At 43.2% G+C, this 18411-nt stretch carries 15 protein-coding genes and 8 tRNA genes; 21 read left to right on the forward strand and 2 right to left on the reverse strand.

The window, feature by feature from the left end:
- Positions 1-408: 408 nt before the first annotated feature.
- Positions 409-2013, reverse strand: coding sequence for a phosphoenolpyruvate carboxykinase (ATP) (gene pckA, locus PGY05_RS08000; protein ID WP_270475642.1), 1605 nt, complete (start codon positions 2011-2013; stop codon positions 409-411).
- A 286-nt stretch (positions 2014-2299) separates the two neighbouring features.
- The gene (locus tag PGY05_RS08005) at positions 2300-3592 is read right to left on the reverse strand and encodes an HlyC/CorC family transporter (RefSeq protein WP_022219978.1); all 1293 of its coding nucleotides are present in this window, start codon (positions 3590-3592) and stop codon (positions 2300-2302) included.
- Positions 3593-3880: 288 nt separating this feature from the next.
- Here PGY05_RS08005 and murB point away from each other — a divergent pair, with 288 nt between their 5' ends.
- The 21 genes from murB (at position 3881) to PGY05_RS08110 (ending at position 18394) form a co-directional block, all read left to right on the forward strand.
- Positions 3881-4792 carry a UDP-N-acetylmuramate dehydrogenase gene (gene murB / locus PGY05_RS08010; RefSeq protein ID WP_270475643.1) on the forward strand — a complete coding sequence of 304 codons (912 nt, stop codon included), beginning with the start codon at positions 3881-3883 and terminating at the stop codon, positions 4790-4792.
- Positions 4793-4794: 2 nt separating this feature from the next.
- Entirely contained in the window at positions 4795-5676 is an 882-nt protein-coding gene (gene rapZ, locus PGY05_RS08015) for an RNase adapter RapZ (protein WP_022219977.1), read from the forward strand.
- Positions 5677-5684: 8 nt separating this feature from the next.
- Positions 5685-6644, forward strand: coding sequence for a DNA-binding protein WhiA (gene whiA / locus PGY05_RS08020; protein WP_022219976.1), 960 nt, complete (start codon positions 5685-5687; stop codon positions 6642-6644).
- Positions 6641-6904 (forward strand): HPr family phosphocarrier protein, encoded by a 264-nt coding sequence (locus tag PGY05_RS08025; protein WP_008372676.1) that lies wholly within the window; start codon positions 6641-6643, stop codon positions 6902-6904. Before whiA ends, PGY05_RS08025 begins: the two co-directional genes overlap by 4 nt.
- Before the next feature lie 121 nt (positions 6905-7025).
- Positions 7026-7922 (forward strand): diacylglycerol/lipid kinase family protein, encoded by an 897-nt coding sequence (locus tag PGY05_RS08030; protein WP_022219975.1) that lies wholly within the window; start codon positions 7026-7028, stop codon positions 7920-7922.
- An 86-nt stretch (positions 7923-8008) separates the two neighbouring features.
- Positions 8009-8080, forward strand: a tRNA-Glu gene (locus PGY05_RS08035).
- A gap of 40 nt (positions 8081-8120) precedes the next feature.
- Positions 8121-8987 carry a class II fructose-1,6-bisphosphate aldolase gene (fba, locus tag PGY05_RS08040; RefSeq protein WP_022219974.1) on the forward strand — a complete coding sequence of 289 codons (867 nt, stop codon included), beginning with the start codon at positions 8121-8123 and terminating at the stop codon, positions 8985-8987.
- A gap of 152 nt (positions 8988-9139) precedes the next feature.
- Complete coding sequence (locus PGY05_RS08045) at positions 9140-11260, forward strand: glutamine synthetase III family protein (protein WP_022219973.1); 2121 nt, start codon at positions 9140-9142, stop codon at positions 11258-11260.
- 205 nt (positions 11261-11465) lie between these two features.
- Positions 11466-13580 (forward strand): glutamine synthetase III family protein, encoded by a 2115-nt coding sequence (locus PGY05_RS08050; RefSeq protein ID WP_270475644.1) that lies wholly within the window; start codon positions 11466-11468, stop codon positions 13578-13580.
- Positions 13581-13974: 394 nt separating this feature from the next.
- On the forward strand, positions 13975-14430 hold the full coding sequence (locus PGY05_RS08055) for a DUF1700 domain-containing protein (protein WP_270475645.1): 456 nt from the start codon (positions 13975-13977) through the stop codon (positions 14428-14430).
- 319 nt (positions 14431-14749) lie between these two features.
- Complete coding sequence (locus tag PGY05_RS08060) at positions 14750-14983, forward strand: hypothetical protein (RefSeq protein ID WP_022219969.1); 234 nt, start codon at positions 14750-14752, stop codon at positions 14981-14983.
- 179 nt (positions 14984-15162) lie between these two features.
- Positions 15163-16323 (forward strand): THUMP domain-containing class I SAM-dependent RNA methyltransferase, encoded by a 1161-nt coding sequence (locus PGY05_RS08065; RefSeq protein WP_022219968.1) that lies wholly within the window; start codon positions 15163-15165, stop codon positions 16321-16323.
- A 19-nt stretch (positions 16324-16342) separates the two neighbouring features.
- On the forward strand, positions 16343-16948 hold the full coding sequence (gene rdgB, locus PGY05_RS08070; RefSeq protein ID WP_270475647.1) for an RdgB/HAM1 family non-canonical purine NTP pyrophosphatase: 606 nt from the start codon (positions 16343-16345) through the stop codon (positions 16946-16948).
- Positions 16945-17427, forward strand: coding sequence for a metallophosphoesterase family protein (locus tag PGY05_RS08075; protein ID WP_022219966.1), 483 nt, complete (start codon positions 16945-16947; stop codon positions 17425-17427). The genes rdgB and PGY05_RS08075 overlap by 4 nt, the downstream gene beginning before the upstream one ends.
- A gap of 166 nt (positions 17428-17593) precedes the next feature.
- A tRNA-Pro gene (locus PGY05_RS08080) sits at positions 17594-17668 on the forward strand.
- An 8-nt stretch (positions 17669-17676) separates the two neighbouring features.
- Positions 17677-17747: transfer RNA gene (locus tag PGY05_RS08085), tRNA-Gly, on the forward strand.
- A gap of 22 nt (positions 17748-17769) precedes the next feature.
- Positions 17770-17843 (forward strand) — tRNA-Arg (locus PGY05_RS08090).
- A gap of 8 nt (positions 17844-17851) precedes the next feature.
- Positions 17852-17925, forward strand: a tRNA-His gene (locus tag PGY05_RS08095).
- Positions 17926-18125: 200 nt separating this feature from the next.
- Positions 18126-18197: transfer RNA gene (locus PGY05_RS08100), tRNA-Gln, on the forward strand.
- A gap of 4 nt (positions 18198-18201) precedes the next feature.
- Positions 18202-18274, forward strand: a tRNA-Lys gene (locus PGY05_RS08105).
- Positions 18275-18313: 39 nt separating this feature from the next.
- Positions 18314-18394 (forward strand) — tRNA-Leu (locus PGY05_RS08110).
- The last annotated feature ends 17 nt before the right edge of the window (positions 18395-18411 follow it).

The raw sequence follows: 18411 nt of genomic DNA on the forward strand, positions 1-18411 counted from the left end.
TGCAGAAAAAAATTATTTTACGTAAATACATGTAGTTGATATTACACTATCGTCATACTTTAAAAGTACGAAAGGAATATCTGCAACCAACAAACTTCAACAGTCAACAGAACCCACAGCCCGAAGATGGCTGTGGGTTCTGTTTCTTATAAATCATTCCATTCTGTTTTGTCTTGAAAAACCAGAGGGAGAGGTTATTGCAGCCTCTCCATCGTCCCTTTGCACAATCGAGTAAGCTGACGCCTACTCGATTGGTATACTTTGTACACCATCTCGCTTGACAGCTCGATGATGTACATTCGCCAAATGCAGATCCTTGTGCAAGCACAAATCTGCACTTGGCTCATCGTATACACAAAAAAATGGATGCAGGAGAAACTCTCCCACATCCATCTTCTAATTTTGCATTTAAGCCTGCGGTCCAGCAGATACAAGTGCTTTACCAGCAGCATTTCCTTCGTATTTAGCGAAGTTCTTAACGAATCTTGCAGCAAGATCCTTAGCTTTTTCTTCCCATTCAGAAGCATCAGCATATGTGTCGCGAGGATCAAGGATTCCTGAATCAACGCCCGGAAGTTCTGTAGGTACTTCAAAGTTGAAGTAAGGAATTTTCTTGGTCGGTGCATTTAAGATGTCTCCGTTCAGGATTGCATCGATGATACCACGAGTATCTTTGATAGAGATACGTTTTCCTGTTCCGTTCCATCCTGTGTTAACGAGGTAAGCTTTTGCTCCGCTCTTTTCCATCTTCTTAACAAGTTCTTCTGCATATTTTGTCGGATGCAGTTCAAGGAATGCCTGTCCGAAGCAAGCAGAGAATGTTGGTGTCGGTTCTGTGATTCCACGTTCTGTACCGGCAAGCTTAGCTGTGAATCCAGACAGGAAGTAGTACTGTGTCTGTTCCGGCGTCAGTACAGATACCGGTGGAAGTACTCCGAAAGCGTCTGCAGACAGGAAGATTACATTCTTAGCTGCCGGTGCAGAAGAAACCGGACGTACAATATTTTCAATGTGGTTAATCGGATAAGATACACGTGTATTTTCTGTTACACTCTTATCAGCAAAATCAATTTTTCCTTCAGCATCAAGAGTTACGTTCTCAAGAAGAGCGTCACGTCTGATTGCGTTGTAGATATCTGGTTCAGATTCTTTGTCAAGGTTGATAACCTTAGCGTAGCATCCACCTTCAAAGTTGAATACACCGTTGTCATCCCAGCCATGTTCATCATCACCGATGAGGAGACGCTTCGGGTCTGTAGAAAGTGTAGTTTTACCTGTTCCTGAAAGACCGAAGAAGATAGCTGTGTTTTCGCCGTTCAGATCAGTGTTTGCTGAGCAGTGCATAGCAGCGATTCCCTTAAGTGGGAGGTAGTAGTTCATCATAGAGAACATACCTTTCTTCATCTCTCCGCCGTACCATGTATTAACGATAACCTGTTCTTTGCTTGTGATATTGAATAAAACAGCTGTTTCAGAGTTAAGTCCAAGTTCTTTGTAGTTTTCAACTTTTGCTTTAGAAGCGTTGTATACTACGAAGTCAGGCTCGAAGCTTTCAAGTTCTTCAGCTGTTGGCTTGATGAACATGTTTGTTACAAAATGAGCCTGCCAAGCAACTTCAACGATGAAACGGATTGCCATACGTGTATCTTTGTTAGCGCCGCAGAATGCATCTACAACATAAAGTTTCTTGTTAGAAAGTTCTTTCTTGGCGATCTCCTTTACAGCTTCCCATGCTTCCTGTGAAGCCGGATGGTTGTCATTCTTATATTCGTCTGAAGTCCACCATACAGTGTCTTTAGAGTTTTCATCAACTACGATGAATTTGTCTTTAGGGGAACGTCCGGTGTATACACCTGTCATTACGTTCACAGCACCGAGTTCGCTGACCTGACCTTTTTCAAATCCCTCAAGACCTGCTTTTGTTTCTTCTTCAAACAGTAATTCGTAAGAAGGGTTGTGCACGATTTCTGTTGTTCCAGTAATACCATACTTGCTTAAATTGATTTCTGCCATTGCAATTAACCTCTTTCTCCTAATTCTAGTTAAATGGTTAAATGATAAAAGCTGTGAGCGCAGATTTTATCATCTGATGAAGTAAAATTCTTCACCCATTTACCATAATTATACATAATTACGCAATAAAATCAATAAAAAACCAATATTTCTTAAAAAAATTGTTTAAAAAATAACGAAATACGAAAAAGAAAAAGGCAGTCCACTTTGGACTGCCCTAAAATTATTGTATATCCTGCAAAATATAAAGAAAAAATCTGTCAGGATTTCTTCCCGGGAGGTCTGCTTAGTCGTCAGTTTCCAACGAGTCAGACGTATGTTCGCGGTAATTCTCCGGAAGATACAGATGAACTGTCTCAATCCGGTTTTTATCGAGCTTTTCTACGACCATACGGATTCCGTCTTCGGTGGAAACAGAGTCACCGGCTTTTGGAAGACGATCCAGCTTTTCGATGATAAAGCCTCCGAGAGAATCATAATCTTCCGATTCCAGATTCAGATCCAGGGAATCATTGAGATCGTCAAGATTGGTAGAACCTTCAATAATATATTCGTGTTTGCCTACCGCTTTGATATTTTCTTCTTCATTCTCATCATATTCATCGTGGATTTCGCCAACAATCTCTTCAAGGATATCTTCCAGGGTGATCAGACCGGATGTTTCACCGTATTCATCCAGGACAATTGCGATATTGAAAGAGGCCTGGCGCATTTCAACAAGAAGCTCGGAAATGCTCTTGTATTCATAAGTGAAGTAGGCTTCACGGAGAATGTCTTTAATCTGGAACTCACTTTTCTTACTGTCATAAAGAAGAAGATCTTTCATATTGATCGTTCCGACAACATTATCTTTTGTCTCCTGGTAAACCGGAAGACGGGTGAATTTGTCTTCCCGGAACAGGTCGATCAGTTCGTCGTAACTGCTGTCAATATCAGCAAAAGTTACGTTGACACGGGGAACCATGACGTCTTTGGCAATGGCATCACCGAGATCAAACACATTGTAGATCATCTCTTTTTCATCTGATTCGATCACGCCGTCCTGATGGCTGACATTTACCACACTTCGGAGTTCAGCTTCGGTCATGGTATTGTCTTTGGCATTCGGATCGATGCGAAGAAGCATCAGAAGACCGGTGGAGAGACCGTTTACAATGAAGATAAACGGAGTCATGATCTTCATGAAAATATTGATAACCGGTGCGTAGAAAAGAGACATCTTCTCAGCATGAATGGTTGCCATCGTCTTCGGAGTAATCTCTCCGAAAAGGATGATGAGAAGCGTCATAAGCCCACTTGCGATCGCGACGGCGGTTCCACCAAGGCGGTATGCGATTGTGGTGGCAAGGGAAGCTACCGCAGTATTAACAATGTTGTTGCCGATGAGGATCGCGCTAAGCATTTTACCTGAATTCTCAGTTACGGCAAGTACGGTGCTGGCACGCTTGTTACCCTCGTCTGCAAGGGCACGCATCCGGATTTTGTTGTAGGTTGTAAGTGCTGTCTCGGCTGACGAAAATATGCCGGATAAGAGCAGCAGGACTAGCAAAATAAGTATTTGCGAGACACTCGAGTCCACAGTTAAAAATCACTCCTTTTTGAAAATATTGATAAAATTTCTATGTTATGCCTTACTATATCGCATTTCACTTAATTTTGCAAGAGCGCGTTGAACTTGCATATTTTTTGGTGTATCATATGATGTAAGTGCCAAAATTTATTTTTGACACTTACGTCATATGAGGATGATATTAAAACGTGCTTTGGCACGTAGTAACTTCTATTTGGCGGGAGGTCCAATGGCAATTTCCTGTTAAATAAAAAGAGAAGAATGGCATAGAATATTTATAGATACTAGGAGAAGAGAATGGAACAGAATTTTGAGACATGTTTGTATAATGTGGTCGATGCAGCCAAAATACAGAAGGATGAACCGATGAAGAAGCATACAACCTTCCGGATCGGTGGTCCGGCAGATTATTTTATCATGCCATCGAATGAAAAGGAACTGGCAGAGACAATTCGGGTGTGCCGGGGATTTTCGATACCTATATATATAGTAGGAAATGGAAGCAACCTTCTGGTTGGAGACAAAGGCTTCAGAGGAGCGATTATCCAGCTTTATAAGAGTATGGGAACATTTCAGGTAGAAGGAAATCAGATCACGGCGCAGGCAGGATGTTCGCTTGCGCAGATTGCAAATGCAGCACTTGATGCAGCACTGACCGGATTTGAGTTCGCAGCAGGTATTCCGGGAACGCTTGGCGGAGCGGTTGTGATGAACGCCGGCGCGTATGGCGGAGAGATGAAGGATGTACTGACGAGTGTCAGGGTTATGACAGAAGAGGGCGAGATCATGGAGCTTCCGGCAGAAAAACTGGGACTCGGATACCGTACAAGCATTATCCCGGAGAAAAGATATATCGTTTTGGGTGCCGTGATTTCGCTTACAGAAGGCAAAAAAGAAGAAATAAAAGCGCAGATGGATGACCTCCGTCAGAAGCGGGTATCGAAGCAGCCGCTGGAGTATCCGAGTGCAGGCAGCACCTTTAAGCGTCCGGAAGGATATTTTGCAGGAAAACTGATCCAGGATAGTGGTCTGAAAGGATTTACAGTAGGTGGAGCACAGGTTTCTGAAAAACACAGTGGATTTGTGATCAATAAAGGAAATGCGACGGCGGCTGATGTGATGGAGCTGATCCGGCAGGTAACAGCGAAAGTGAAAGAAGATACCGGTGTTACAATGGAACCGGAAGTGAAACAAATAGGAGAATTTTAGGGATGAGATTCGTAATTGTAACGGGAATGTCCGGAGCAGGGAAAAGTACAACTTTGAAAATGATGGAAGACATGGGATATTTCTGTGTGGATAATATGCCAATTCCTTTAATGACAAAACTGACAGAACTTTTGATCGTTCCAAATGGTGAGATCACGAAAATCGCTTTGGGACTTGATATTCGCAGTGGACAGAATCTGCGTGCATTGGACCAGGTTCTGGACGAACTTGAAAAAGCTAAGATACCACTGGAGATTCTTTTCCTTGAATCGAATGATGATACACTGGTGAAAAGATATAAAGAGACAAGAAGGAACCACCCACTCTCAAAGGGCGGCAGAATTGAGAACGGGATTGCCAAAGAACGTAAGAAAATTGCCTTTTTAAAAGAAAGGGCAGATTATATCCTGGATACAAGCCGGATGCTGACCAGGGAGCTGCGCAGTGAACTGAACCGTATTTTTGCCGAGAATAAAGAATACAAGAATCTGTACATTACTGTGTTATCTTTCGGATTTAAATATGGAATTCCGAGTGATGCAGACCTGGTATTTGATGTCAGATTCCTTCCGAATCCGTATTATATTGATGAACTTCGCCCGCAGAGTGGCAATGACAAGCCGGTCAGGGATTACGTGATGAATAACGATATTTCAAAAGAATTCCTGAAGAAGCTGGTCGACATGGTTGAGTTCCTGATTCCGAACTATGTTGCAGAAGGAAAGAACCAGCTTGTGATCGCAATCGGATGTACCGGCGGAAAACACCGCTCCGTGACACTTGCCAATGAGTTGTATGAACGGCTGTCTGTGGCAGAGAAAGAGTACGGTGTAAGAAAAGAGCATCGTGATATCGAGAAAGATGCAATTACGAAAGCAAAATAGGTGATAGTATGTCTTTTTCTGGAAATATTAAAGAAGAAATATCGCGTCAGCTAAGTCCTGCAAGACATTGCCAGATTGCAGAACTTGCAGCGATCATCAGTATGTGTGGGGCTGTCATGATCGACAGCAGAGGTCATGCAGCACTTAAGATTCATACGGAAAATCTGGCAGTTGCAAGAAAAAGCTTTACTTTATTGAGAAGAACGTTTAATATAGTGGTTGATATCGCTATTCGGGTGAACCGGGAAAAAGGCAGCAGCTACTATTATATAGTTGTAAAAAAACACGAAGATGCTATCAGGGTGCTTCAGGCGGCAAAACTGCTCAATCCTTATGGAGACGTGGAAGAAGAGCTTTCTGTAGTAAAGAATGTCGTGATTCAGGAGACTTGCTGTAAGCGGTCTTTCCTGCGTGGCGTTTTTCTTGCATCGGGATCCATGAGCGACCCGGAGAAGTCCTATCATTTTGAAATTGTCTGTGCGTCGATGGGAAAAGCGCAGCAGATTCAGAAGATAATGAGATGCTTTGCTCTGGACGCAAAGATTGTATCAAGGAAGAAATCATTTGTGGTTTATCTGAAAGAAGGAGCTCAGATCGTGGATGTGCTGAATGTGATGGAGGCACATCAGTCACTGATGGAGTTGGAGAATATCCGTATATTGAAAGATATGAGGAATACGGTGAATCGAAAAGTGAACTGCGAGACTGCGAATATCAATAAAACGGTTTCCGCTGCTGTAAAGCAGATCGACGATATAAGGTATATTGAGGAAACAAAAGGACTCGATAAGCTGCCGGAAGGATTGAAGGACATGGCCCTTACAAGACTTACATATCCGGAGGCATCTTTAAAAGAGTTAGGCGCACTTCTGCAAAATCCGGTAGGCAAGTCCGGAGTGAACCACAGATTGCGCAAGTTAAGTGAAATGGCGGAAGAGATAAGGGCTAAGCAAGGAGGAACATTATGATCAAAAAACCTGTTAAGATTCAATTGTCCGAGGGATTAGACGCCAGACCGATTGCACTTCTTGTTCAGGAAGCTAGTCAGTATTCAAGTTCGGTATATATCGAAGTTGACCAGAAGCAAGTCAATGCAAAGAGCATTATGGGGATGATGAGTCTGACACTGATGCCGGGAGAGGAAATCACCGTTGTTGCGAACGGAACAGATGAAAAGGAAGCAGCAGCTGGTATCGAAAGGTTTCTTGTGAACGTTAAGAACAGATAATTGCATAAAACTTTGAAGAGTCTGCCGAAAGCAGGCTCTTTATGCTATAATGCATGTATCCGTAAGGAGCTGTGGGGACAGCCCTTATAGAGAAAAGAACAGATAACAGGAGGACGGACGTATGAAAAAAGCATTGTTTATTTATAATCCGAATGCAGGAAAGGGACTTTTAAAACCGAAGCTTTCTGATATTATTGACATTATTGTAAAAGCAGGATATGAAGTGGTTGTATATCCGACGCAGAAATATAAAGACGCTTATTATAAAGTAAAGACATTTACAGAGGAGTATGACCGTGTGATCTGCAGTGGTGGTGACGGAACACTTGATGAGGTCGTAACCGGAATGATGAAGAGAGAAAAAAAGATTCCGGTCGGTTACATCCCGACAGGAACGACCAACGACTTTGCGAGCAGTCTCCATATCCCGAAGAATCTTCTCCAGGCGGCAAGTACAGCTGCAGGGGGGAAAGAATTTCCCTGTGACATCGGACGGTTTAACGGAGATGTGTTCGTGTACATTGCAGCATTCGGACTCTTCACGGATGTATCTTATGAGACAAAGCAGGAAATGAAGAATGTTCTGGGACATCTGGCATATGTGCTGGAAGGAGCAACCAGAATTTTTGATATCCCGTCATATAAATTAAAAGTGACACATGACGGAGAAACGATTGAGGACGAATTTATTTATGGTATGGTGACGAATTCCAGATCTGTTGGCGGTTTCCGTAATATGATCGGGAAGAATGTGGTTTTTGATGACGGAGAATTTGAGGTTACCCTGATCCGGACACCGAAGAACCCGCTCGCGCTTCAGGAGATCATTGGGGCGCTTCTGAGCAGCCAGATCAATACGAAGCACATTTATTCATTTAAGACAGGTGAGATTCATTTTGAATCAGTGGAAGAGATCCCATGGACGCTGGATGGAGAGTTCGGTGGGGAACACGACAGTGTCTGCATCAAGAACGCGAAACAGGCACTTAAAATCGTAGTTCCGGAAGAGGAACAGTAAAAAAATAAAAAAAGGTCTTGTCAAATGAAAAGAAGTACGTTATACTAAGCAAGTGAGTTAGCCAGACAGCTAATGAACATACATCTGGCCCCCTGGTCAAGCGGTCAAGACGCGACCCTCTCACGGTCGAATCAGGGGTTCGATTCCCCTGGGGGTCAGCCTATAAAAGCCTTTAACAGAGAAGTGGAGGAATACAAAATGTTAGTTTCAGCAACAGAGATGTTAAAAAAAGCAAAAGCAGGTCATTATGCAGTAGGACAGTTTAATATCAACGATCTTGAATGGACTAAAGCAGTTCTGACTGCAGCTGAGGAATTAAGATCACCGGTTATTCTTGGTGTGTCTGAAGGCGCAGGAAAGTACATGGCTGGATACAGAACAGTTGTAGGAATGGTAAATGGAATGATCAAAGAAATGGACATTTCGGTTCCGGTTGCACTTCATCTTGATCATGGTAGCTATGAAGGCTGCCTGAAATGTATAGATGCAGGATTCTCATCAGTTATGTTTGACGGATCTCATTATCCGATCGAAGAAAACATTGAGAAGACTACAGAACTTGTTAAACTTTGCCATGGAAAAGGACTTTCTATCGAAGCAGAAGTTGGTTCTATCGGTGGAGAAGAAGATGGTGTTGTAGGAATGGGCGAATGCGCAGATCCTAAGGAATGCAAGATGATTGCAGACCTTGGCGTTGATTTCCTTGCAGCAGGTATCGGTAACATTCATGGAAAATATCCGGCAAACTGGAAAGGACTCAGCTTTGAGACTCTTGCAGCAGTTCAGGAGCTCACAGGAGAACTTCCGCTCGTACTTCACGGAGGTACAGGAATTCCGGATGATATGATTAAGAAAGCAATTGACCTTGGAGTTTCTAAGATCAATGTTAATACAGAATGTCAGCTGGTATTCGCAGAAGCTACCCGCAAATACATTGAAGCAGGAAAGGATCTTGAAGGAAAAGGATACGATCCACGTAAACTTCTGAAACCGGGCGCAGATGCAATCGTTGAAAAAGTAAAAGAGAAAATGATTCTGTTCGGTTCTGACGGAAAAGCTGAATAGTCTGATTTTTGATAATATCATGGACAAAGGCGTCCGAAGAAAACGGTATAAAAGGAGTTTTGCGTAAGTGCAAGACTCCTTTATTTGAATCAAAAAACGACCGTTTTATATAAGTAGTAGAAAATGAGTAGTAGAAAAGAGAGGTACATGGGATGAGCGAATGGATTAGTGTAGCAGAAATATTTGGAGAAAACGTCTTCAATGATGCTGTTATGCAGGAAAGACTTCCGAAGAAGACTTACAAAGAGCTGAAAAAGACGATCGAAGAAGGTAAAGAGCTTCAGGCTGCAACAGCAGACGTTATTGCACATGAGATGAAAGAGTGGGCGATTGAAAAGGGTGCCACTCACTATTCGCACTGGTTCCAGCCTCTTACAGGAGCAACAGCTGAAAAGCATGATTCGTTTATTTCAGCACCGAAGTCAGATGGAAAGATCCTGATGGAGTTTTCGGGAAAAGAGCTGATCAAAGGAGAACCGGATGCATCTTCCTTCCCGTCAGGAGGACTGCGTTCCACATTTGAAGCAAGAGGTTATACAGCGTGGGATTGTACATCGCCTGCATTTGTTAAAAAGAGTCCGGATGGGAAAAGATCGATTTTATATATACCGACGGCATTTTGTTCCTATACCGGAGAAGCATTGGATCAGAAGACACCTCTTCTTCGCTCTATGGAAGCAATCAACAAACAATCCATCCGTCTTCTGCGTCTTTTTGGAAACACAACGTCCCAAAAGGTTACACCATCTGTTGGAGTTGAGCAGGAATATTTCCTGGTAGACAGAGAAAAATATCTTAAGAGAAAGGATCTTGTATTTACAGGACGTACATTATTCGGAGCAAATCCTCCGAAGGGACAGGAACTGGATGACCATTATTTTGGTGCGATCCGTGAGAGAATTGCAGCATTTATGACTGATGTCAATGAAGAACTCTGGAAGATGGGTGTAGCTGCAAAGACACAGCACAACGAAGTGGCACCTGGACAGCATGAGCTTGCGCCGATCTATGCACAGTGCAACGTAGCAGTTGACCATAATCAGCTGATCATGGAGACGCTGAAGAAAGTGGCATATCGCCATAATCTTCAATGCCTGTTACACGAAAAGCCGTTTGAAGGTGTAAATGGTTCCGGAAAGCATAATAACTGGTCACTGGTTACAGATGATGGGATCAACATTCTGGATCCGGGAAAGACACCTCATGATAATATTCAGTTCCTTTTGGTTCTGACCTGTATTCTCCGTGCAGTAGACCTGCATGCAGACCTGCTCCGTGAATCTGCTTCTGACGTAGGAAACGATCACAGACTTGGAGCAAATGAAGCACCGCCGGCAATTATTTCCGCATACCTCGGAGAACAGCTTGAAGACGTGCTTGCACAGCTTATTGATACCGGAGAAGCTGCACACAGCTTAAAAGGCGGCAAATTACATACCGGTGTAAGTACACTTCCGGATTTTGCAAAGGATGCAACTGACAGAAACCGTACTTCACCATTCGCATTTACAGGAAATAAATTTGAGTTCCGTATGGTAGGATCCAGAGACTCGGTGGCAGCACCGAATGTAGTATTAAATACAATCGTGGCTGAGTCCTTCTCTGATGCCTGCGATGTACTCGAAAAAGCAGAAGATTTTGATCTTGCAGTCCATGATCTGATCAAGGAATATGCATCCAAACATCAGAGAATCGTATTCAATGGCAACGGATATTCTGATGAGTGGGTGAAGGAAGCCGAAAGAAGAGGACTTCCGAATATTAAGACCATGGTAGAGTCTATTGAATGTCTGACATATGACAATGCGGTTGAAATGTTTGAAAAATTCGATGTATTCAGCCGTGCAGAACTGGAATCCCGTGCAGAGATCAAATATGAGGCATACTCAAAGGCAATCAACATTGAAGCACGTTCCATGATCGATATCGCAAGCAAGCATATTATTCCGGCTGTGATCCAATATGTAACTTCGCTGGCTAATTCGATCAACCAGGTAAAACAGGCAAGCGCTGCAGCATATACAGGTGTACAGGAAGAGCTTCTTGTACAGTCGGCTGATCTTTTGAAAGACACAAAAGAAGCACTCAGAGCACTGGAAACTGTTGTGGCAGAAGTACCGGAGACAGAAGGAAAAGAACAGGCATTCTTCTTCATGCAGAAAGTTGTACCGGCAATGGAAGCTTTAAGAAAACCAGTGGATGAACTGGAAATGATCGTCAACAAGAATATGTGGCCGATGCCTTCTTACGGAGATCTGTTGTTCGAGGTCTAAGAAGTGGCTGGTATAAATGTTGAAAAAGAAGTTGAAAACTTATGAAGTTTTGTGAAAATATACACAAATTAAAAAATTGGTCTTGAAATTTGAAAGAAAAAAGAGTATCGTAAATGTATCTTAAATAACAGAGATCACAATGAACGAGGAAGTTCCACAAAGTGGAGCTTCTTCGTTTTTTTGCGTTAGAGAAAGGAAGGTAATTATGAGTAGTGAATGGTTAAGCGTGGCAGAAATTTTTGGCGAAGATGTTTTTAACGATGCAGTAATGCAGGAGAGACTTCCGAAAAAAGTATACAAAAAATTAAAACAGACAATTGAAGAAGGAAAAGAGCTGGATCTTGAGACAGCAGATGTAATTGCACATGAGATGAAAGAATGGGCAATCGAAAAAGGTGCAACCCATTATACACACTGGTTCCAGCCACTGACAGGAGTTACTGCTGAAAAGCATGATTCCTTCATCTCAGCTCCGCTTCCAAGCGGAAAGGTTCTGATGAGCTTTTCCGGAAAAGAACTGATCAAAGGGGAGCCGGATGCTTCTTCTTTCCCGTCAGGCGGACTTCGTGCTACATTTGAAGCAAGAGGATATACAGCATGGGATTGTACATCACCGGCATTTGTAAGAAAAGATGCAGCCGGAGCGATCCTTTGCATCCCGACAGCATTCTGCTCTTACACAGGTGAGGCACTGGATGAAAAAACACCGCTTCTCAGATCTATGGAAGCAATCAACAAAGAATCCATCAGACTGCTTCGCCTGTTCGGAAATACAACATCAAAGAAAGTAACACCTTCTGTAGGACCGGAGCAGGAATACTTCCTTGTTGATGCAAAGAAATTCTTACAGAGAAAAGACCTTATTTACACAGGACGTACACTTTTCGGAGCAATGCCGCCGAAAGGACAGGAGCTTGACGATCACTACTTTGGAACGATCCGTCAGAGGGTTGCTTCCTATATGAAAGATGTCAACGAAGAATTATGGAAACTCGGCGTTGCAGCAAAGACACAGCACAACGAAGTAGCACCTGCACAGCACGAACTTGCACCGATCTATGCAGAGGCCAATATTGCAGTGGATCACAACCAGATCATCATGAAGACATTGAAAAAGGTAGCATGCGAGCATGGACTGAAATGTCTGCTTCACGAGAAACCGTTTGCAGGAGTCAACGGATCTGGTAAGCATAACAACTGGTCTATCACAACAGATGACGGAATCAATATGCTGGATCCGGGAAAGACACCTCATGAAAATGTACAGTTCCTTCTGGTACTGGCATGTATCCTGAAAGCAGTTGATGTACACGCAGATCTGCTTCGTGAATCGGCTGCCGATCCGGGAAATGACCACAGACTTGGAGCAAACGAAGCACCGCCGGCAATCATCTCTATCTTCCTTGGAGAACAGCTTCAGGACGTTGTAGAACAGCTTCTCAGTACAGGTGAGGCAACACACAGCCTGAATGGTGGAAAGCTGCAAACAGGTGTAACAACCCTTCCGGATCTTACAAAGGATGCAACCGACAGAAACAGAACTTCACCATTTGCATTTACCGGAAATAAATTTGAATTCCGTATGGTAGGTTCCCGCGATTCCATTGCAGGATCAAACGTAGTACTGAATACAATCGTAGCAGAGGCATTTGCAGAGGCATGCGATGTCCTGGAAAAAGCAGATGATTTTGATACAGCTGTACACAGCCTGATCAAAGAATATCTGACAGATCATCAGAGAATTATCTTCAACGGCAACGGATATTCTGACGAATGGGTAGCTGAAGCAGAAAAGAGAGGACTTCCGAATATCAAGTCCATGGTAGAAGCAATCCCGGCACTGACAACTGACAAAGCGGTAGAACTGTTCGGAAAATTTGGTGTATTTACCAAGGCAGAGCTGGAATCCCGTGCAGAGATCAAATACGAGAACTATGCAAAGGCAATCAATATCGAAGCAAAGGCCATGATCGATATTGCTGCAAAACAGATCATTCCTGCAGTTGTAAAATATACAAAAGAGCTTGCAGATACGGTTCTTGCAGTAAAAGAAGCCGGAGCAGATGCATATGTACAGGCTGAAATGCTTGCTGACATCTCAGGACTTCTGACAGAAACAAAGGCTGCCCTTAAGAAACTGGAAGCAGTCACAGAAGAAGCAGCAGGAAAAGAAGAAGGAAAAGTACAGTCTGAATTCTATCACTTCAGCGTAGTTCCGGCTATGGAAGGACTCCGTACACCGGTAGATGAACTGGAAATGATCGTGGATAAAGAAGTATGGCCAATGCCTTCTTACGGAGATCTTTTATTTGAAGTTTAGAAAATACATATAAAATACTTATAGAAATTTAAGAACCTTAGACTTGGAAAGAAGCAGAAATTATGCTACTCTAAGTCTGAGGTTCTTTTCTATATCCGGAAATTTATTTCCGGATATAGAAAGCCTCCGGCGGGATGTGCACTGTGATACAGGGAAGATGTTGCGGGTAATGATCACAGGCACATTTTTGTATCAGAATGATGTTGGGGTCAAAAGGTATTTTGACCCCTTTGATACCAGATTGCTACGTGTTTTGCATTCTCACAATCCTCAAAAACATTCGTAATCCGCTCATTTTTCTTTGAAAAATGGCTACTTACTCATGTTTTTGACCCTGGTATCATCAGAATATAATTATAAACAATGAAATAATGAGAATAGAGGAGAAAGAAAGATGACGAAAGCAGAGTTCCTTGAAAAACTGAGAATTGAACTTTCTTCCGGTGTGACACCACAGGTGCTGCAGGAGAATCTGAACTACTACGGCCAGTATATTGATGATGAGATCCGAAAAGGAAGAACGGAAAGTGAGGTACTGGCGGAACTTGGAGATCCGTGGATTCTTGCGAAGACGATCGTGGATGCGCAGAGAGAAGAAAGTGTAGAAGATGTGATCTATGATTCGGATGGAAGGACCTACAGAGGCAACAGCAGCACAGAAGAAAGCAGCAATATCCATGTGTGGAGCCTGGATAGCTGGTGGAAGAGACTTCTGCTGATTCTTGTGGTTGTGGCTGTGATCGTTGTGATCTTTGCGGTGATAAGTGGGATTGTAAGCCTGATCGCACCGGTACTGATTCCTTTTCTGGTGATCATACTGCTGGTCAGAATGCTGAGAAGGCGATGGTAATTAAAAAAGCCGGATGTATAAGATTCTTCTGCAATGAAAAGAAGCTTATGCCTCCGGCTTTTTGATTATATGTTCTATATGGCAGGTTCAAGTACTTAAAAAGGATCTGCCTGTTATATAACGTTAAACGCTCGATAGGGGAGCTATCGAGCGTTTGAGGGGAGTATAAATAATTAATAAGGGGTTGTAGAAAATAAATCTCTACACGACAAAGTATAATATAAACCGATTTAAAAATCAAGATAAAAATAAAAATGTATAAAAATACGAAAAGGATAGATACTATGTTTGTACAAAAAAATGTCAGGAGGAATTATCAATGGCAAAAAATTATAATGCTTCAGAAAACAGTACAAACAAAAATTCATATGGATCCAATAAGAATGCGTATGCTGAAAATGCTTCCGGCAAGAATCAGTCAAATAAAAATTCAGGCAATAAAAATGCATCCGGTAAAAATACGACTAACCGGAATGCAAAGAATGCATATGAATCAGACCGTAATGCATATGACAGCTCAAAGTCCTGCCATAACGAAAGTGATAAGTATTAAAAAGTGAAAAGCAGTTAAGAATGAAAAAGCAGCGGTTTGGATTCCGCTGCTTTTCTATTTTTGGTGTAGCAATCTGGTTCCTTAAAAAAATTTGTGGTACAAGCGCACTACTTGACAAAAGGCAACTGAAAAACGTAATATAGTTTATAACAGATTGCAGAGTAGAGAAAGGAAAAGGAATGGAAAAAATGGAGCTGATAGCACCCTGCCATTTCGGAATGGAAGCTGTTCTGAAGCGGGAAGTGCTGGATTTAGGATATGAGATATCAACAGTAGAAGACGGAAGAGTATGCTTCTGGGGAGATGCACAGGCGATTTGCGATGCGAACGTGTTCCTTCGGACAGCAGAAAGAATTCTTCTTAAGGTTGGTTCGTTTAAAGCAGAGACATTTGATGAATTATTTGAGAAAACAAGAGTACTTCCGTGGGAGAATTATATTCCGAAGAACGGAAAGTTCTGGGTGACGAAGGCTGCATCTGTAAAGAGTAAGCTGTTCAGCCCGTCAGATATTCAGTCGATCATGAAAAAAGCCATGGTAGAAAGGCTGAGACGGATCTACGGGATAGAATGGTTCCAGGAGGATGGACCGGCTTACCCGATCCGTGTATTTCTGATGAAAGATATCGTGACGATCGGGATAGATACCTCCGGCGTATCTTTACATAAGAGAGGTTATCGTCAGATGACCGTAAAGGCACCGATCACAGAGACACTGGCATCCGCACTGATCATGCTGACACCGTGGCACAAGGACCGGATCCTGGTAGACCCTTTCTGCGGAAGTGGAACATTTCCAATCGAAGCGGCTTTGATGGCAGCTAATATTGCACCGGGGATGAACCGTTCCTTTACAGCAGAAGAATGGGTGAACCTGATTCCGAAAAAGGCATGGTATGATGCAATGGATGAGGCAAATGATGTGATCGACCGGAAGGTACAGGTTGATATTCAGGGATATGACCTGAATCCGGAGGCAGTAAAAGCAGCAAGACAGAATGCCAAAGATGCAGGCGTTGACCATCTGATCCATTTTCAGGAAAGAGCGGTAAAGGATTTAAGCCACCCGAAGAAGTATGGCTTTATCATTACAAATCCGCCGTATGGCGAGCGACTGGAGGATAAAAAGGATCTGCCGCAGTTATACAGAGAATTTGGTGAGAGTTTTAAAAAGCTGGATAGCTGGTCTGCATATATGATCACCAGTTACGAGGATGCAGAACGTTATTTCGGAAGAAAAGCAGATAAGAACCGGAAGATATATAATGGTATGCTGAAGACCTATTTTTATCAGTTTTTAGGTCCGAAGCCACCGAAACGCCCAAAAGAACCAAAACAGTAAGAGAAAGAAGAATTTACAGATGAAAATTATTTTTGCAACGGGTAATAAGAATAAAATGACAGAGATCCGCCAGATCTTGCGGGATCTGGGGATGGAGATCCTTTCTATGAAGGAAGCCGGGGTTGACATTGATATCGTAGAGGATGGAAAGTCCTTTGAGGAAAATGCGATGATCAAAGCCTCAGCGATCGCAGAGCTGCCGAAAGTGAGGGCGATGGATGCGATTGTGCTGGCAGATGATTCCGGACTGGAAATCGATTATCTGAATAAAGAACCGGGAATCTATTCTGCACGCTATGCGGGAACCGATACTTCGTATGATATCAAGAACAGCCTCCTGCTCTCAAGAATGAAGGGCGTACCGGACAAGCAGCGTACAGCAAGGTTTGTCTGTGCGGTGGCGGCAGTATTCCCGAACGGGGACAAAGAGGTTGTCCGTGGAACGATGGAAGGATGTATTGGTTACGAAATCGCCGGAGCAAATGGATTTGGCTACGATCCGATCTTTTTCCTGCCGGAATACGGTTGCACCTCGGCAGAGCTTGCACCGGAAAAGAAGAATGAACTCAGCCACAGAGGAGAAGCGCTTCGGATGATGAGACAGATCATGGAGAAAAAGTTATGAGAGTATTGATTATTAGTGATACACATGGAAGACATACTGCATTTGACCGGGCAATCATGGAAGCTGGAAAGATTGATTATCTGGTGCATCTCGGGGATACAGAGGGCGGAGAAGACTATATTGAGGCATTCTGCGGATGTCCGGCGTATATACTGGCTGGGAATAATGATTTCTTCTCACGCAATCTCCGGGAGATGGAGATTTATTTTGGCAAGAAAAAAGCATTTATGGCACATGGACACCAGTATTCGGTGTCTCTTGGTGTAGAGCGGATCCTGGATGAGGGAAGATCGAGAAATGCAGATATCGTGATGTTTGGTCATACACACAGACCGTATCTGAAAAAGTTTGGTGATATTACAGTGCTGAATCCGGGCAGTCTGGCATTTCCACGGCAGGAAGGCAGAAAAGGCAGTTATATTATTATGGAGATGGATCAGGACGGGAATGCGGAGTTTACGATTCATTATCTGGATTAGAGTAGGTGCACGTATTTTTGCTGAAAAAAGGGCAAAAATGCGTGTCTTTTACAAGAAAAAGAAAAATAAAAATTTCTTTAAAAAAATTCAAAAAACATGTTGACTTTTTGAAAACCTTGTAATATAATAACTTTTGTCGTCACGGAGATGACAAACAGATAAACAACGGGGTGTGGCTCAGCTTGGCTAGAGCGCCTGGTTTGGGACCAGGAGGTCGCAGGTTCGAATCCTGTCACCCCGATGTGATCTGCGGGTGTAGTTCAATGGTAGAACACCAGCCTTCCAAGCTGGATACGTGGGTTCGATTCCCATCACCCGCTTACACTGAGAATTCAGTGTTGTGTGTTTGTAGCTCAGTTGGATAGAGCAACGGCCTTCTAAGCCGTGGGTCGGGGGTTCGAATCCCTCCAAGCACGTTTATATGGTGGGTATAGCGCAGTTGGTTAGCGCGCCAGATTGTGGCTCTGGAGGCCCAGGGTTCGAATCCCTGTATCCACCCTTTAAATTATAATATTTGAAAGAAATGGCAAGCAGAAATGCTCGCATTTTTTTTATGATAGACATTGTAAGAGTGGATATCATAAAAGTCTCCGGCAGGATATGAGAGCTTTGGCAGATTACGGGATGCCATAAGTTAAGCGATTGTCGCAGGCGCGGGAATGTGCCATGGCGCATTCTATGTTAAGACATAAAGATAATGGGTCATCGCCAAGCGGTAAGGCACAGGACTTTGACTCCTGCACTCGCTGGTTCGAATCCAGCTGGCCCAGTTACGGGCGTGTAGCTCAGGTGGTAGAGCACTTGACTTTTAATCAAGTTGTCCGGGGTTCGAATCCCCGCACGCTCACTTATTTAGTCCCATGGTTATCTGTGGGACTAAAAAAATGCGGATGTGGCGGAACTGGCAGACGCGCTAGACTTAGGATCTAGTCTCTACGAGGTGCAGGTTCAAGTCCTGTCATCCGCATTTAGTTAAACATAATA

Source organism: Coprococcus sp. AF51-11b1 (genome assembly GCF_027682785.1).
Taxonomy (GTDB): domain Bacteria; phylum Bacillota; class Clostridia; order Lachnospirales; family Lachnospiraceae; genus Allocoprococcus; species Allocoprococcus comes.

Bases quoted from the DNA above. Each gene is read 5' to 3' on its own strand.
- murB (WP_270475643.1), top strand. From the start codon at position 3,881: ATGGAACAGAATTTTGAGACATGTTTGTATAATGTGGTCGATGCAGCC.
- rdgB (WP_270475647.1), top strand. From the start codon at position 16,343: ATGAAAATTATTTTTGCAACGGGTAATAAGAATAAAATGACAGAGATC.
- PGY05_RS08065 (WP_022219968.1), top strand. From the start codon at position 15,163: ATGGAAAAAATGGAGCTGATAGCACCCTGCCATTTCGGAATGGAAGCT.
- PGY05_RS08050 (WP_270475644.1), top strand. From the start codon at position 11,466: ATGAGTAGTGAATGGTTAAGCGTGGCAGAAATTTTTGGCGAAGATGTT.
- PGY05_RS08025 (WP_008372676.1), top strand. From the start codon at position 6,641: ATGATCAAAAAACCTGTTAAGATTCAATTGTCCGAGGGATTAGACGCC.
- fba (WP_022219974.1), top strand. From the start codon at position 8,121: ATGTTAGTTTCAGCAACAGAGATGTTAAAAAAAGCAAAAGCAGGTCAT.
- pckA (WP_270475642.1), bottom strand. From the start codon at position 2,013: ATGGCAGAAATCAATTTAAGCAAGTATGGTATTACTGGAACAACAGAA.
- PGY05_RS08060 (WP_022219969.1), top strand. From the start codon at position 14,750: ATGGCAAAAAATTATAATGCTTCAGAAAACAGTACAAACAAAAATTCA.
- whiA (WP_022219976.1), top strand. From the start codon at position 5,685: ATGTCTTTTTCTGGAAATATTAAAGAAGAAATATCGCGTCAGCTAAGT.
- PGY05_RS08030 (WP_022219975.1), top strand. From the start codon at position 7,026: ATGAAAAAAGCATTGTTTATTTATAATCCGAATGCAGGAAAGGGACTT.
- rapZ (WP_022219977.1), top strand. From the start codon at position 4,795: ATGAGATTCGTAATTGTAACGGGAATGTCCGGAGCAGGGAAAAGTACA.
- PGY05_RS08045 (WP_022219973.1), top strand. From the start codon at position 9,140: ATGAGCGAATGGATTAGTGTAGCAGAAATATTTGGAGAAAACGTCTTC.
- PGY05_RS08075 (WP_022219966.1), top strand. From the start codon at position 16,945: ATGAGAGTATTGATTATTAGTGATACACATGGAAGACATACTGCATTT.
- PGY05_RS08055 (WP_270475645.1), top strand. From the start codon at position 13,975: ATGACGAAAGCAGAGTTCCTTGAAAAACTGAGAATTGAACTTTCTTCC.